This window comes from Paenibacillus sp. HWE-109 (assembly GCF_022163125.1).
In the GTDB taxonomy this organism is placed as follows: Bacteria; Bacillota; Bacilli; order Paenibacillales; family NBRC-103111; genus Paenibacillus_E.
This window is the reverse complement of sequence record NZ_CP091881.1, coordinates 5,302,475-5,317,257: the sequence shown is the minus strand read 5'-3', so window position 1 is coordinate 5,317,257 and position 14,783 is coordinate 5,302,475. Positions and strand designations below refer to the sequence as shown.

14 protein-coding genes are annotated in these 14,783 nt (G+C 46.5%); 13 read left to right on the top strand and 1 reads right to left on the bottom strand.

Translation table 11 applies throughout. The features are described from left to right. From LOZ80_RS22690 to LOZ80_RS22670, 5 genes are all read left to right on the top strand, one after another. The gene (locus tag LOZ80_RS22690) at nucleotides 1-921 is read left to right on the top strand and encodes an AEC family transporter (RefSeq protein ID WP_238166830.1); all 921 of its coding nucleotides are present in this window, start codon (nucleotides 1-3) and stop codon (nucleotides 919-921) included. 97 nt (nucleotides 922-1,018) lie between these two features. Continuing rightward, on the top strand, nucleotides 1,019-1,321 hold the full coding sequence (locus tag LOZ80_RS22685) for a hypothetical protein (protein WP_189007235.1): 303 nt from the start codon (nucleotides 1,019-1,021) through the stop codon (nucleotides 1,319-1,321). Beyond that, nucleotides 1,318-1,689, top strand: a complete 372-nt coding sequence (locus LOZ80_RS22680) for a DUF423 domain-containing protein (protein WP_238166829.1) — start codon at nucleotides 1,318-1,320, stop codon at nucleotides 1,687-1,689. The genes LOZ80_RS22685 and LOZ80_RS22680 overlap by 4 nt, the downstream gene beginning before the upstream one ends. Before the next feature lie 127 nt (nucleotides 1,690-1,816). Further along, nucleotides 1,817-3,661 carry a PAS domain S-box protein gene (locus LOZ80_RS22675; protein WP_238166828.1) on the top strand — a complete coding sequence of 615 codons (1,845 nt, stop codon included), beginning with the start codon at nucleotides 1,817-1,819 and terminating at the stop codon, nucleotides 3,659-3,661. A gap of 28 nt (nucleotides 3,662-3,689) precedes the next feature. Then, the gene (locus LOZ80_RS22670; protein WP_238166827.1) at nucleotides 3,690-5,540 is read left to right on the top strand and encodes a sensor domain-containing protein; all 1,851 of its coding nucleotides are present in this window, start codon (nucleotides 3,690-3,692) and stop codon (nucleotides 5,538-5,540) included. Nucleotides 5,541-5,583: 43 nt separating this feature from the next. On the opposite strand, the gene LOZ80_RS22665 is transcribed toward LOZ80_RS22670, so the two are convergent. Continuing rightward, a complete protein-coding gene (locus LOZ80_RS22665) occupies nucleotides 5,584-6,081 on the bottom strand; it encodes a hypothetical protein (RefSeq protein ID WP_238166826.1) in 498 nt (165 codons plus the stop codon). Between the two features lie 222 nt (nucleotides 6,082-6,303). Between LOZ80_RS22665 and LOZ80_RS22660 the strand changes: the two genes are divergently transcribed. From LOZ80_RS22660 to LOZ80_RS22625, 8 genes are all read left to right on the top strand, one after another. Next, nucleotides 6,304-6,606: a YunC family protein gene (locus tag LOZ80_RS22660; protein WP_189007250.1), complete on the top strand. Its 303-nt coding sequence runs from the start codon at nucleotides 6,304-6,306 to the stop codon at nucleotides 6,604-6,606. Between the two features lie 297 nt (nucleotides 6,607-6,903). Beyond that, on the top strand, nucleotides 6,904-7,695 hold the full coding sequence (locus tag LOZ80_RS22655) for a basic amino acid ABC transporter substrate-binding protein (protein ID WP_189007252.1): 792 nt from the start codon (nucleotides 6,904-6,906) through the stop codon (nucleotides 7,693-7,695). Nucleotides 7,696-7,779: 84 nt separating this feature from the next. After that, complete coding sequence (locus LOZ80_RS22650) at nucleotides 7,780-8,427, top strand: amino acid ABC transporter permease (protein ID WP_238166825.1); 648 nt, start codon at nucleotides 7,780-7,782, stop codon at nucleotides 8,425-8,427. 13 nt (nucleotides 8,428-8,440) lie between these two features. Further along, complete coding sequence (locus LOZ80_RS22645) at nucleotides 8,441-9,163, top strand: amino acid ABC transporter ATP-binding protein (protein WP_238173080.1); 723 nt, start codon at nucleotides 8,441-8,443, stop codon at nucleotides 9,161-9,163. Nucleotides 9,164-9,612: 449 nt separating this feature from the next. Continuing rightward, nucleotides 9,613-11,376 (top strand): sensor histidine kinase, encoded by a 1,764-nt coding sequence (locus LOZ80_RS22640; RefSeq protein WP_238166824.1) that lies wholly within the window; start codon nucleotides 9,613-9,615, stop codon nucleotides 11,374-11,376. A gap of 7 nt (nucleotides 11,377-11,383) precedes the next feature. Then, entirely contained in the window at nucleotides 11,384-12,934 is a 1,551-nt protein-coding gene (locus tag LOZ80_RS22635; RefSeq protein ID WP_238166823.1) for a response regulator, read from the top strand. Between the two features lie 118 nt (nucleotides 12,935-13,052). After that, nucleotides 13,053-13,739 (top strand): ABC transporter ATP-binding protein, encoded by a 687-nt coding sequence (locus tag LOZ80_RS22630; RefSeq protein WP_238173079.1) that lies wholly within the window; start codon nucleotides 13,053-13,055, stop codon nucleotides 13,737-13,739. After that, complete coding sequence (locus tag LOZ80_RS22625; protein WP_238166822.1) at nucleotides 13,729-14,763, top strand: efflux RND transporter periplasmic adaptor subunit; 1,035 nt, start codon at nucleotides 13,729-13,731, stop codon at nucleotides 14,761-14,763. Before LOZ80_RS22630 ends, LOZ80_RS22625 begins: the two co-directional genes overlap by 11 nt. Nucleotides 14,764-14,783: the final 20 nt, after the last annotated feature.

Sequence of the window (14,783 nt, the reverse complement as noted above, 5' to 3'; positions counted from 1 at the left end):
ATGAATTATTTCTTCTATATCTTGGTGAATAATATCGTTCCCATCAGCATTATGATTGCCATTGGCGCGGCGATGTACCGTGCCTTTCAAATTGACATTAAGACGCTCTCCAAGCTTAACTTTTATGTATTCTCGCCTGCATTAGTGTTTGTGAAGCTATATGAGTCCGAAATGAACCTGCATGTGCTGATGCAGATTCTGTTGTTTTTTGTGCTTTTCTTCAGTCTTCTTTTCGCGTTGATTGAGGTCTACATTCGGCTGAAAAAGATGCACCGCGGCATGCGCATTGCCATGCGCAATAGTGTGATTTTCTACAACAGCGCCAACTACGCCTTACCGCTCAATCAAACCGTTTTCGGCGGGAATGCGTATACGTTATCGATTCAGATCGTCATTATGATTATGCAGACGCTGATCCCCAACACCTATGGCATCTACACCTTAAACGCACATAAATCAACCTGGAAAGCGACACTGCGTACGATTCTGTCCCTACCCGTGATTTATGCTATACCCGTTGCGCTTCTGCTGCGCTATTTTCATTTGCCTGTCCCGCAATCCATTGATATTCCTTTGAATTACATTTCCAATGCCTTCATGGCGACGGCGCTTCTAACTTTAGGGGTTCAACTCGGCGGCATGAAATGGGAATTCCACTTCTCGCATGTGCTTGTTTCCAACATTCTGAGGCTTGCCGCCGGACCGCTGCTTGGTTTTCTTGTGGTTTGGATACTAGGGATCGAAGGTCTTACGGCCAAGGCATTGATTCTCTCCTGTGCGGTGCCTACCTCGCTGAGCAGTGTGCTTCTCGCCATTGAATATGAGAATGAACCTGAATTTTCTTCACAGGCTGTGTTTACCTCCACGTTGTTTAGTATGTTTACCATCCCTGTCGTCATCTATTTGTTAGGTTTTATGTGAACATTCTGGGGAATCCTGAAACTAGCAGGAGTTTCGACATTTTTCGGCGAACACATTACATGATTGTTTTATTACTAAATTAAGGGGGTATTTACAAATGCGTTACCAATTCTGCCAGTATGTGACCATCGTAGACATGAATGAAGAAATTTTGTCCGAAGTATTGTTTGAACATGGGGTATTTGAATCCAATGCGTTGTCTATTGGCTCATCCGTGGTCATCTACCAGCTAGGACTTAAACAATTCGATGTCGTCTATGATAAAAGAGAAGGTAAAACCGTTCGCAGTAAAGTCGTAGATATTGAGATCAATCTAATCACACAGCCAACGGAAACTCGAGTCTACATAGAACCTGTTCGATTGATCGTAGGTCAACATGATATAGGTGAAGTCGAATGAAACTTTTTTTATTGCTGGGCAGCCTGAATGCCTTTCTTTCAGTTGCTCTAGGTGCATTCGGCGCGCATTCGTTGAAACAAAAGCTGACGCCAGACAAGCTGGACGTATTCCAAACCGGTGTTCATTATCACATGATTCATGCGATCGCGCTAATCCTGATTGCTTTACTGTCGGATAAGCTAGTGAACAGCAGCTCTTTGGTCCATGCATCGGGTTGGGCTATTTTTATCGGTATTATCCTGTTCTCGGGCAGCCTGTATGCCTTGAGCATAACAGGTCTCAAAATTTTCGGTCCTATTACCCCGCTTGGCGGCCTAAGCTTTCTGGTAGGCTGGGTCTTACTGGCTGTTGCTGCGTTCAAACAATAAGAGAAGAGTCGGGACTATCCGACTCTTTTTCTTCGATTTGTGCCTTCTTAGCAGGAAAAAGCACGTAACGTGTAGAAAGTACTGAGCGACGGATACTCATTCTTCCTTAATTGAAAGGATGTAGCGCATGGCTAATTTCAAGGGGAACCATTCAGGATCGGGTAAGCCAAGAACTTCGGAATCTAAGCTACTCTCAAGCCATGAGCTATTTCATCATTCATTTGATTGTGCGGAAATGGCAATGTCCATTGTCAATTTGGATGGCAAGCTGCACATGGTAAATTCATCGTTATGCCAGTTATTCGGGTATGCGAAGGAAGCGTTGATCGGAGTAAATGTACAGACATTATTCGATATGGATGATGTGGAAGTCGATGCTCAGTACTGGGAGCAAATCTTTCTTCAAGAGCGCCAATCATTTCAAGTGGAAAAACGTTTTATTCATCAGGACGGTTCAGTCATATGGGGCAGTCTATCGGTTTCCTTGGTTCACGATGATGAAGCTACTCCGATTTGTCTAATGATCCAAATTCAAGATATTTCTGAACGGAAACGTTACGAACGCAAGCTAGAGATGAGCAAATGCTGCTATGAATCCCTCGTTACATATAATCCTGATATGATCTTTATGCTGGATGAGCTGGGAAATCTCGTTGAGGCCAATCCTGCTGTGGAAGCGATCTCTGGGTATTCAGAACGGGAACTCAAGGGAAAATCCATCCATTTTTTGATTGTTCCTGCGTATTTGCCACAGCTCAAGGAACTGTTTGAGCAAGCGAAGCTAGGTGTCACTGGCAGTTCAGAAGCGCAGATTCTTCATAAACATGGTCACACGATGATGATTGAAATTAACTTTGTACCTAGAATGGATCAGGAACATGTGAGTGGCATCTATCTCATTGCCAAGGATGTAACCAAACGCAATCAGAATGAAGCCATGATTGACGAGTTGCATAACAAAAATCAACTCATTCTAAATGCTGTCTCCGATGGGATCTTCGGGATTGACGAGCATTTAGGAACTATTTTCTGGAACCAGGCTGCCGAAAGGTTGACGGGGTACACCTATGAGGATATGTTGGGGAAGAATCCTTATCATATTTTGACGCAATCAAGTGGGGGAGAAGCCTTATATCGCACGATTCGTGAAGGCGTCTATGATTGTGATGCGAATGAGATTTTCTACAAAAAAAATGGCGATTCATTCCCAGTTGAATATATGACTTCACCTATTTATGATGACAATCAAATCATCGGTGTTGTTCTGACCTTCAAAAACATAGCGGAGCGGCAGCATACGGAAGAAATGCTTCGCAGATCCGAGAAGCTCTCAGTTGTGGGACAAATTGCCGCAGGCGTTGCGCATGAAATTCGAAATCCGTTGACCTCGCTCAAGGGTTTCACGCAATTTCTGCAGCAAGGCGCTGCAAACAAAAAAGAATATTATGAGATTATGATGGCTGAATTAAATCGTATTGAATTGATTATTACTGAAATGCTGGTCTTGGCTAAGCCGCAATTGGTGCGTTACCAGCATAAGAGCCTTGAAAGCATTATTCAAAGCGTCATAACCTTGCTCGAAACGCAGGCGATCATGAGCAATATTCAATTCGACGTTGTCATGGAACATCAGCTGCCGCTTATTCATTGTGAAGAGAATCAGTTGAAGCAATCATTTATTAATTTGATCAAAAATGCCATGGAAGCGATGCCTGATGGGGGACAAATTGATATTCACCTGTTTTTGGCGGATGAGAAAGCCATACGAGTCATACTCAAAGACAGAGGAATAGGGATAACGGAAGAAGTACTTGCCAGACTTGGAGAGCCATTCTACACTACCAAAGAAAAAGGGACCGGGCTTGGCATCATGACATCATCCAAAATTATCGAAGATCATCATGGCCAATTCGTCGTGAAGAGTAAAGTGGGAGAAGGAACAGTTGTCAGTGTGACGCTTCCTATCACCTAGAGTGAGCAGTAAGAGGAGGCTAATTTTTGTGAAAAACCGGCTCTATATTGGCGGATATATGTTACTTGTCATATTCGTTAGCCTTTACGTAAAGCCGTATGCTGCGTGGATTTGTGTACTTGCTTCCCTGTTGCTGCTGTTTGTACTGTTGCGAAAAAGGGGAAGTACTCATACATTCATAAATGGAATGCCACAGGATCATGCTTATCTGAATGTTCTCGATTCCTTATTTGAACACAATCCGAATGCGATCGGTATTTTTGATCAAGAGGGTAAATTCATCCGCATTAATTTGGCCGCAGAAACGATTCTCGGATATGCCGTGTCGGAACTGCTGGATCAACCTTTTATCAGCTTTGTCACACAAGAACAGTGTGAGTCCACCTGGATTCAGTTGGAGCGTGTGAAAACAGGTACGCCGGTTACATTTGAAACAGCTGTGCTGCACAAGAGCGGCTATCGTGTTGATTTGAATGTAACAGCAGTTCCTGTCGATTTGAAGCCTAACGCCAAAGGGAATATATTGATTTGCCAGGACATCACAGAACGTAAGCGCGGCGATGAGCAAGTCCGCTATATGGCCTATTATGATGATATGACGGGGCTGCCGAATCGCCGGATGTTCAGAGATCGTCTGAATGAACGGCTAAGCGTCACCAAGCCGCTAGGGCAAAAGGTCGCAGTTTTCTATTTGGACATTGACGGCTTCAAACTCGTGAATGACAGTTTCGGGCACGATTACGGCAACATGCTGCTGCTTCAATTAGCTGAACGTTTCACGCGAGTTGTCACCGAGAATGATTACTTGGCCCGGACGGAAGGCGATGAATTTGCCTTCTTCTACACGAACGTTGCGAATCCGAATGATGCCATTGCTGTAATTGCCGAAATCAACCGGGTACTGGAAAAACCGTTCCTTCTTGAGCAATATGAGCTGCATATTACAGCAAGTATCGGAATCGCCATCTCCTCCGAGGATACCGAGAATGTAGAAGATGCGGATATGCTTATGAAATATGCGGATATCGCCTTAGCCAGAGCGAAGGAGAAAGGCCGCAATGATTTCCAAATCTTCAACACCGATATGAAATCGGTCTCCATCAACCGGCTTAAGCTCGAAAATGAGCTGCGTAAAGCGCTTGCCGGGGATGAGTTTATTTTATTCTACCAACCGCAGGTCGATATTGAAACAGGCCGTATCGTTGGCGTAGAAGCCTTGATTCGTTGGAACCATCCGGAACGAGGCCTCGTTTCACCGAATCAGTTCATTCCTTTTGCTGAAGAATCCGGACTCATCGTACCGATTGGCGAATGGGTGCTGCGAGCTGCCTGCAAGCAAAACAAAGCATGGCAAAAAGAGGGCTATCCGATGATGCCGATATCCGTGAATTTGTCTATGCGGCAGTTTTTTCAACATAATCTCAAAGGGAAAATTCGTCATGTTTTAGAGCAAACGGGGCTGGAACCGCAATATCTGGAGCTTGAGATTACCGAAAGCATGACCATGGATGTTGACCACGCCATTCAATCCTTGCTGGAGCTCAAAGAGCTGGGTGTCAATGTCAGCATCGATGATTTCGGAACAGGCTATAGTTCGCTCTATTACCTCAAAAAATTCCCGATCGATAAACTCAAAATTGATCGCTCCTTCGTGCGGGACATCATGGTAGATCCCAATGATGCGGCAATCGTTGCCACGATCATCGCCATGACGCATCACTTGAACTTAAAAGTGATTGCTGAAGGCGTAGAGACCGAAGAGCAGCTGAACTTCTTGCATCAGAACCGCTGCAATGAAGTGCAAGGCTACTGGTTTAGTCCTCCTGTTAGCGCTGCTGATCTCGAAAACATGCTTAAACATGGCATGACTACCGCATAAAAAGAGGGTGTTCCTTGAACGTTCAAGGACACCCTCTTCTTTATTAAAAAGCGACATAATCGTCGATTTCGTTTAATTTGAACAAATACACCTTTTTTTCATCCACGTGATACACCGTTACATTTTGATTGCTGTTGTCATAATTCAAGATCCGGCAGGGGAGGTTGAGCTTAATCCCTTGTGCTTTGATGACCGTCAAACGAATCAACGTATTATTGGCTTTGTAGCCTTCCAACTGATTGATGATATCTTCAGCAGCTTCGTGGTTGGCCGCTATTTTGGCGGCAGCTGCAGGGGCTGTTTTTGGTGTTTCTACTGCCTTTTTACCTGTATGTGGCGGAGGCTCGCTCTCTTTTTTGGTGTTTAATGCAATCAATTTACCTAGTTCGATGCCTTTAACAATATTGTAATCTTTCACAGTATCGACGTTCAGCAGACGAAGCAGCTTTTCCATGGCAAGGCCATTCGTGGCATCTTCAATCAGAATCTCAACTGTGAACAAGTGTCCATTCGGACTTGTATTTATTTTTCCCTGACTCATATGGCCTCCTTGCGGCAAAAAAATGCTCGTATTCTAACTATATCATGATATTCTACCCAAATATAGCTTGCTTTTCGCAGGGTTTCGGAAAAAATGTTGGAGAGATGGGTGGTTTGGGGTTTGGTTATATGACCAAGGACGACCAACCCAAACCTTTTTTACACCGAACTAGCAGGGGGCGCATATACTACCGTAAGACTGCGAAGAGGAGCTGTGCAGAGCATGATGCGCGTAGAACCCATTCTCCTTGAAGGACATACAGCCATTGCCATAGAGGTAAAGCTGCCCAAAACAACACTGCTGGTTATAACGACGGATAAAGGCTATATCATGTGCGGGGCTCTTGATGTCGGGCTGCTCAATGAACGCTTGCGAGACAGAAACATTGTGGCAGCAAGAGCGACAGGTGTCCGCACGATTGAAGAGCTGCTGGATGCACCGCTGGAATCGGTAACCTATACGGCTGAGGACTTGGGTATTGTAGCCGGTATGACGGGTAGAGAAGCTATTTTGAAAATGATGTAGCGGGTTGGCTTTGCGAATAGGATAGGTTGACGTCGGGATCAGAGATCTCGGCGTTTTTGGTTTTTGGGTGAGCGAATCGGCGGAAATAAGCACTTCTAGTTTGCCTGTTAATCGAAAAGTGCGGTGACCTTAAGCGATTCAGACAAAAGTTTCCTCGCTTTTTGTGCACATTCATAAAAATATGCAGACGGAGCAATTTCCTGTATTTTCCGGCCGAAAATACGGGGGATGGGCGTTGTTATTTTATTGACCAAGTGTTAAAATATGATTCGTCCAATACATAGCATGGGGGGAAGTATGATGAAAAAATTAATGATGATTGTTTTGGCTGTCGGATTAGCCGCAACATTAGCGGGTTGTGGCTCCAAGGATAGTGGCGGCACGAAGTATAAATTTGCGACAGATGCAGCTTACGCGCCGATGGAATATATGGATAAAGACAAGATGACCGGTTTCGATATCGATTTTCTAGCCGAAGTGATGAAGGAAGCTGGCCTTTCCTACGATGTGACGAACACAGGTTGGGACACGATGCTGACAAGTGTGAAACAAGGGAAAGAATATCAAGGCGGAATTTCCAGCGTTTCCATTACAGATGAGCGGAAGCAATCTTATGATTATTCCATTCCTTATTTTGAATCGAAGAATATGATTCTTGTCAAAGAAGGCAGCCCGATCAAAAACGCGACAGACTTGAAAGACAAGAAAGTGGCTGTGCAAATTTCTACAACGGCAGATACGCTGATGACGAAAATCCTGGGTGAAACGAATAAATCGTTGAAACGTCTGGACAATAACACGCTGGCACTGCTTGAGCTTGAGAACAACGGTGTAGACGCGGTAGTTGCGGACATTGCGATCGTTCGTGAATATATCAAAAATAATCCGAATAAGAAATTAGTTTCGATTGCAGATCCTACGAATTTTGAATCCGAATACTACGGTATTCTGCTGCCAAAGGGCAGTGAGCTGAAAGCTAAGATTGATCCGGCGATTAAAAAGGTGATCGAGAACGGTGCCTACACGAAAGTGTACAAAAAATGGTTCGGTCAAGACCCGGACACGAAGAAATTACTTGAACAAAAATAATACGGTCAACAGCATGCGTGACTTCAACCTTACGCATGCTGTTGTTCTGTTACTGGCATAATAACCAAGGAAAGGAAGTGTATAATGGATTTTCGGTTTGATATCATTCTCGATTACTTGCCGTTGTTGATGAAGGGTACGCTTTGGACGATAGGAATTTCCATACTGTCCATTTTAATGGGGTCCGTTTTGGGGCTTGCGGTTGGTTTAGGCAAAATGTCGCCCCGCGGCTATTTGCGCTGGCCAGCGAGCATGTATGTTAACTTTTTCCGTGGTACACCCTTGCTTGTTCAAATCTTGCTTGTTCACTTCGGTGTTGTCCCATTATTTTTAGGCACGACCAATGCAATCATTGCTTCTATTGTTGCTTTATCTTTGAATTCAGCTGGCTATATGGCGGAAATTTTCCGGGCGGGCATTCAGTCGATTGACAAAGGACAGACGGAGGCGGCGCATTCGCTTGGCATGACGCATTTCCAGACGATGAAATCGGTCATTTTACCGCAAGCGATCAAGCGGATGATTCCTCCTTTTGGCAATGAGTTCATCGTGTTGATCAAAGATTCTTCCTTGTTCGCGGTCATTGCCGCACCGGAATTGATGTATTGGTCCAATGCCATGCGCAGCCAATATTTTAAAGTGTGGGAGCCTTATCTCACGGCAGCGCTTATTTATTTCATTCTCACTTACTCGCTAAGCAAGCTGCTTAGTTATATTGAAAGGAGAGTGTAGTGAAATGGCAGCGATGATCGAAGTTAAAAATTTAAAGAAATCTTTCGGCGAAAATGTCGTCCTAAAAGATATTAGTGCTGAAATACAGAACCAAGAGGTTCTTGTAGTAATTGGACCTTCGGGATCAGGGAAATCAACGTTTCTACGATGTTTGAATCTGTTGGAGCCGCCGGATAGCGGTCATATTTTGATCGAAGGCAAAGATATTATGGACCCGCTGAACAAAATCAATGAGATTCGCATGGAGCTCGGCATGGTGTTCCAGCGCTTTCATTTGTTCCCGCATATGAAAGTCATCGATAATATCACATTAGCACCGATGCAAGTGAGAAAATGGCCAGAGGATAAAGCGCGCAAGAAAGCTTTGGAACTGCTGGACAAAGTAGGTTTGGCGGATAAAGCGAATGCGCTGCCAGACTCGCTGTCAGGTGGTCAAGCGCAGCGTGTAGCGATTGCGCGCGCACTCGCGATGGAGCCTAAGATTATGTTGTTCGATGAACCTACATCCGCGCTTGATCCAGAAATGGTCGGCGAAGTGCTCGGCGTGATGAAGCAGCTTGCCAAAGAAGGGATGACCATGGTCGTGGTTACCCATGAAATGGGCTTCGCCCGCGAGGTTGGCGACCGGGTTATGTTTATGGAACAAGGCGTGATTGTCGAGGTGGGCAAACCGGCTCAAATCTTTGAGAATGCCCAGCAGGAGCGAACGAAATCATTTTTGTCTAAAGTATTGTAGGGATTTTCTGAATAACGACTTCTAATCGTTTAGCAAAAGGGCTGTCTCTAAGGTTGCAAGACCTTGAAGACAGCCCTTCGCTGCCTCACAAATAACAGTCTTCAGGGGCTCATATATGCACGAAAGATGCCCCTTTTCCACGAATAGGAGTCTTTGGAGCTTTGGAGACTCTTAGCGTAAGTGAAATACACAAAAACTCCCCCACAGGAAGCAATAAGGGTCTTCAGGAGCTCTTATATGCACGAAAATTGCTCCTTTTACACGAATAGAAGTCTTTGGAGACTCTTATCTGGCGGGAAAAACGAGCCGCACTTCTAAGTTGGTAATAACAGCATAAGGAGCAGCCAAGAGGATCTATCTACTTTTGGTTGTTCCTTTTTTTTGTATCTTTTTAACAAATAATAGCTTTATAATGAGGGTAATGATCATATTACGGATATAGGTGATTCATGCCCTCGCTATTTTCAAATTTGTTTAATCGTTTCCAACTTCGTGTGTTTCTGTACTTGCTGATGGTGATGCTAGTGCCTTTTTTACTTATGATTTATGTCTTGAATCATCAATTTTCTGTCTTTAATGAAAACGCATTCAAGAAGACTGTGGATCAAAAGCACGATCAGATGCTAAAGAACATGACGCAGGAGCTTCGCTTTACGGCAGAAAGCACGCATCGCAGCGCCATTGATTTCGGGATTATCCGCTATGCGAAGCTTGCGAACTCCGCGCTTAATGCTAAGGAAGTCACTGAGCTGAGCGACTATGCGAATAGCTTGCTTTCTCATCAATTGGAGCAAAACCATTTTGCCGAACAGGTCTGTTTAACGATCTATACGACAAACCGAACCGTTTGTGCTCAAAGCTCAGAAGGAAAAGAAGCGCTGGCGACGCTTGTCCAAGGTCAAGGTCCCTACCAACGGTTTGAGCCGCTGGGAACAGGGAGCAATAAGTTTAATGGATATATGCTGACCTATACGGAGCAAGTTCTGGATAAGCCTGGTATGCAGGAGCTTGGGAAAGTAACACTTTGGTTCAATATGAGCAAGCTGTGGCAAGAATTGTTGGTGCAAACACCTGTTCAAGCCTATGTTCTTTTGGATCAACAACAGCGAGTCATATACCGCAATAATGTGGGGAACGGGAACACCGGGGACGAAATTCTTTGGGGGAGGCAGCGCGAGACGGACAACTGGAGTTCCAAGCAGCTAACCGTTCATTCGTTTAAACAGGTTGATTGGCAGGAAGGGAGCAAGTGGGAATCTGATTACGAAGCCCCGATCCCTTCGCAGCTCATTCCCTATTATCACACATGGATTATCGGCGTAGTCGCGTTCCTGATATTGCTATGTTTAAGCAGTTCGCTGCTTTTCAGCAACTATGTAACGAAGCCTTTGCAAATGCTGAAATGGCTGATGAACAGGGCTGAACGTGGCGATCTGAGAGCCTACTGGACAGCCAAAAGCTCAAGTGAATGGACGCAGCTGGGTCAAAGCTACAATCAGATGCTGAATCGTTTGGAAGATTTGATTAAACAGGTGAAACGGGAAGAATCTCTGAAAAAAGAAGCGGAGATGGAAGCTCTGCATTATCAGTTGAACCCGCATTTTCTCTATAATACGCTGAATACGATTAAATGGGTGGCGAAGATTCATAAAACGCCGCAGATTTCCGAAGTCGTCAGCGCACTGGTTCGCTTGCTGCAAGCAAGCTTAGGGAAAAAAGGCGAGTTTATTACACTTCGTGAAGAAATTAGTCTGATGCAGGATTATTTGGAAATCCAGAAATTTCGTTATGGCGACCGAATTCAGGTGGTTACGGATGTGAATGAGTTAACCCGCAATTGTTTGGTTCCAAGGATGCTGCTGCAGCCGCTCGTGGAGAATGCGATTATTCATGGTATTGAACCAGCGAAGCGAGAAGGCATAATTACGATTCGGACTTGGTTGGATCGTGACCTCTTATTTTGCCAAGTCGAAGATAATGGGATTGGGATGCAGGTGGAAGAAGGCGGCTCGGGTTGGGGAGTTATCAGCTCCCAAGAGGAAGCTTCAACGGGCAAAATGCTGAGGGAACGCATGAGTGGCGTAGGGATTACACATATTCGCGAGAAAATTAAGCTCTACTATGGGCCACAGTTCAAAATGCATATAGGCAGCAAGCCGGGAGAGGGAACAACGATACGCATGTCGCTTCCGATCCATCAAGACGAGGAGTGAGAATGAGATGAATGTGCTTATAGTCGATGACGAACCGATCATTCGTCTTGGTTTGCGAACGCTGGTGGATTGGGAAGCCAATGGATTCACTTATGCCGGTGATGCTGAGGATGGTTTGGAAGCTTGTGAGCTTGTCGAGCGATTAGACATCGATATTGTCATTACAGACTTGATCATGCCGCGAATGGATGGATTGGCCTTCATTCGTAAGATCAAAGACAGAGCCAAACCGATTAGTACGGTCGTACTGAGCTGTATGGACGATTTCACCTATGTCAAAGAGGCGATGAAACTCGGGGCCAAGGACTACATTCTGAAGCCGACGATGGAGCCAGAATCTCTGCTTGAGATTCTCACGAGCGTTCGGCTGGAACTGGAGCAGCACCGCCTGGAGCTGAGCGACAGGCAGGAGAGACAGCAGGCGCTGGAATCAAGCAAGCTGATGCAGCTTTCGTTGAGGCTGCGCCAGTATGTGCAGACCGGACAAGGCGGCGAGCCTGCGCTCGAGGCCGCCTTGTTCGAAACCAGCAGCCTGGTCAGTCTGCTGCTGCATACCGGGTCCAGCGAGGCTGACGCCGACTGGCGCTGGACCGGCTGCCTGGCGGCGCTGCCGCTGGCCGCCGGCAGTGTGCTGCTGCTCGTGCCAGCAGCTGCGGAAGTGCCTGACGACGCCGACAGCGTCGTCTATGCGGCGGCCGCGGCGCTCGAGCGCGCCGCGATCGTCCGGCTGCCGCAGGCGCCGGACTGGTTCATCGGAGCCGGCGTCGTCCTTCGCCGGCTCGCGCAAGTGAAGCCCGCCGCGGCGCAGCACGCGCGGCAGCTCCAAGAGCGATTCTACAGCGCGAGCTGGAATCGCATCGTGCAACCTGTGCCGGAGTCCAAGATCCGGCACAACCCTGCGCTGCCGTATGACATCCGCAGCGATCTATTGCGCTGTATCGCGCACGATAACAGCGAAGGGTATGTGCATCAGGCGGAAGCGCTCTGCCGCAGATTAAAGGAGCAGCGCCCGGAGAAGGATAAAGTGGTTTCCTTTATCCAGGAGCTGCTTGCGCTTGCAGCCGGTTACGCGCGCGAGCGCGGCCACGCAGAGATCGAACGTTATGAAGAAACATTCGTATATAGTCAAGCACTCCAAGCTTGCAGCCGATTCGAGCAAGTAAGGGAGCTGCTGCTGCAAGCGATGAGCCGTCTGATGGAGAATCGGCCGCCTTTGGCAAATGAGCCAAGATTACGCTCGCATAACACGTTTATCCGCAAAGTATTGACGTATATGATGGATAATTATGCTTCCCCGATCAGTACTTCAGATATGGCCGATCACGTCCGCCTAAGCCGCAGCTACTTGAGTGATTTATACAGCAAAGAGATGGGGGAATCGCTCAGTGAAACGTTGACGCGGATCCGTATGGAGGAGGCCAAACGCAGGCTGCGCACTGGGGAAATGAAAATCTATGAAGTCGCGGATGCGGTCGGCTTTCCCGATGCCAAAACATTTGCCAAAACGTTTAAACGAATCGTCGGTTGTTCGCCCAAAGAATTTGAAAAACCTATATAGCGATCTAACAAATAGACACCATTTCCAACATGGACTGTCTATTTTTTTGTAAAAAAAAGGGTTACAGTTAGATGGTTACATCAATACGCTGATGAACGAGGTGCTGACTTTGAAAGCGATGGAAGAGCAAGTGCCGATGGTGCAAGCCATTGGGGTTACGCGTGTTTTTGGCAAAGGAACGGGTGCCGTGCATGCCTTGCGAGGAGCTCATTTAAGCATCCCCAGGGGCAGGCTTGTCGCTTTGCGGGGGAGATCCGGATCGGGGAAAACAACGCTTCTCAATATATTGGGAGCCTTAGACCACCCTTCAGAAGGGGCAGTTTATTTGGAAGGGATGGAAATCAGCAGTTTATCGGAGTCCAAGCGGAATGAAGTCAGACGGAAGCAGATCGGACTGATTTTTCAATCCTTTGCTTTGGTTCCCTATATGTCTGCCTACGAAAATGTAGAATTTGGCTTGCGCATATCAGGGGTTCATCCCAATGAATATCGGGCGCTTGCTGAGGAAGCGTTAGATTTCGTTGGTTTGAAACCCCGAATGAAACATCGCCCCTACGAGCTGTCAGGGGGAGAGCAGCAGCGGGTTGCGATTGCCAGGGCTATTGCGCATAAACCGAAGCTGATTTTGGCAGATGAGCCCACAGCGGAACTGGACAGCCGGATGGGTCTGCAGGTTCTTAAATTGTTCAAGGATTTGGTGCAAGAGGGCATGACGATTATCATGACTACCCATGACCTTGCGATTATGGAAATCGTAGATGAAGTATATGCATTGGAGGATGGGACCATTGTCGATGAAGGCTAATAAAGTGATTTCAGGGCTTGTCTTGCTGACAGGTATTGTCAGTATACTTGCGGGCTGTTCCTTGCTGCCAGTAGAGGAGGAGGCGTTGAAGCCGCCTTTGGTCAAGCCGGTCAAAGAGAACTTTGAACTCTATGAGGTGAAGAAAAGTACGATTGTCAAAAAAGCCAGCTTAGTCGGCACCTTCAAATCCAGACAAACAACGAACTATTTTTTCAAAGAGTCTGGTCATCGGATTGCTGCCATGCGCGTTAAACTTGGCGATGCCATTCAACCTGGCGATGTTCTGGTCGAACTGGAAAAAGGAGATTTGGAGACGCGGATTGCTTTGCAACGATTAAATCTGGAGAAAGCGCAGATTGCGAGCTCGCAGATTCAACAGACGGAACCGGACAGAGCTTATGATATTCGGCTAAAAAAGATCGATGTGGAGGCTGCACAGCTGCAATTGAATGCGCTGCAAGATCAACTGGAGAAGACGAAATTAATCGCCTCGTCAGCTGGTATCGTGACTTATATTACGGATGCGCAGCAGGGGAGTGTGGTCGATGCTTTCAGCACGCTAGTAATCCTCTCCGACCCAAGCAAGCTGCAATTAGCTTATGAATCTTCGGACAGCGGATCACTTACAGGGATAGAAGTCGGGATGAATGTAGACGTCAAAATCGGCTCCGAGGAGAAAATGATTCAAGGCAAAGTCTTGCAAACGCCTTCAAGTGCGCCGCTTACAGACAATAAGGCAGCAGCAGAGAGGAATGCCAAGACGCTTATCGTCAGTGTTCCTGAAGGAACGGAAGGGGTTAAGTTTGGCAACTCCGGCGACATGACCATTGTGCTTGAGAAGCGCGAGAATGTAATTGTTATTCCCCGCACAGGCCTTCGCAGTTACTTGGGACGGGATTACGTGCAAGTGCTGGATGGCGAAAGCCGCAAGGAAATCGATGTGGAGAAAGGTCTTGTGACGCCGACAGAGATTGAAATTCGCACAGGCCTCAAAGAAGGTCAGAATGTTATTTTGAACAACTAACACTCTCTAGGAGGATTGCA

Coding starts and splice junctions, on each gene's coding strand:
- LOZ80_RS22690 (WP_238166830.1), top strand. CDS start 1: ATGAATTATTTCTTCTATATCTTGGTGAATAATATCGTTCCCATCAGC.
- LOZ80_RS22685 (WP_189007235.1), top strand. CDS start 1,019: ATGCGTTACCAATTCTGCCAGTATGTGACCATCGTAGACATGAATGAA.
- LOZ80_RS22680 (WP_238166829.1), top strand. CDS start 1,318: ATGAAACTTTTTTTATTGCTGGGCAGCCTGAATGCCTTTCTTTCAGTT.
- LOZ80_RS22675 (WP_238166828.1), top strand. CDS start 1,817: ATGGCTAATTTCAAGGGGAACCATTCAGGATCGGGTAAGCCAAGAACT.
- LOZ80_RS22665 (WP_238166826.1), bottom strand. CDS start 6,081: ATGAGTCAGGGAAAAATAAATACAAGTCCGAATGGACACTTGTTCACA.
- LOZ80_RS22660 (WP_189007250.1), top strand. CDS start 6,304: ATGATGCGCGTAGAACCCATTCTCCTTGAAGGACATACAGCCATTGCC.
- LOZ80_RS22655 (WP_189007252.1), top strand. CDS start 6,904: ATGATGAAAAAATTAATGATGATTGTTTTGGCTGTCGGATTAGCCGCA.
- LOZ80_RS22650 (WP_238166825.1), top strand. CDS start 7,780: ATGGATTTTCGGTTTGATATCATTCTCGATTACTTGCCGTTGTTGATG.
- LOZ80_RS22645 (WP_238173080.1), top strand. CDS start 8,441: ATGATCGAAGTTAAAAATTTAAAGAAATCTTTCGGCGAAAATGTCGTC.
- LOZ80_RS22640 (WP_238166824.1), top strand. CDS start 9,613: ATGCCCTCGCTATTTTCAAATTTGTTTAATCGTTTCCAACTTCGTGTG.
- LOZ80_RS22635 (WP_238166823.1), top strand. CDS start 11,384: ATGAATGTGCTTATAGTCGATGACGAACCGATCATTCGTCTTGGTTTG.
- LOZ80_RS22630 (WP_238173079.1), top strand. CDS start 13,053: ATGGAAGAGCAAGTGCCGATGGTGCAAGCCATTGGGGTTACGCGTGTT.
- LOZ80_RS22625 (WP_238166822.1), top strand. CDS start 13,729: ATGAAGGCTAATAAAGTGATTTCAGGGCTTGTCTTGCTGACAGGTATT.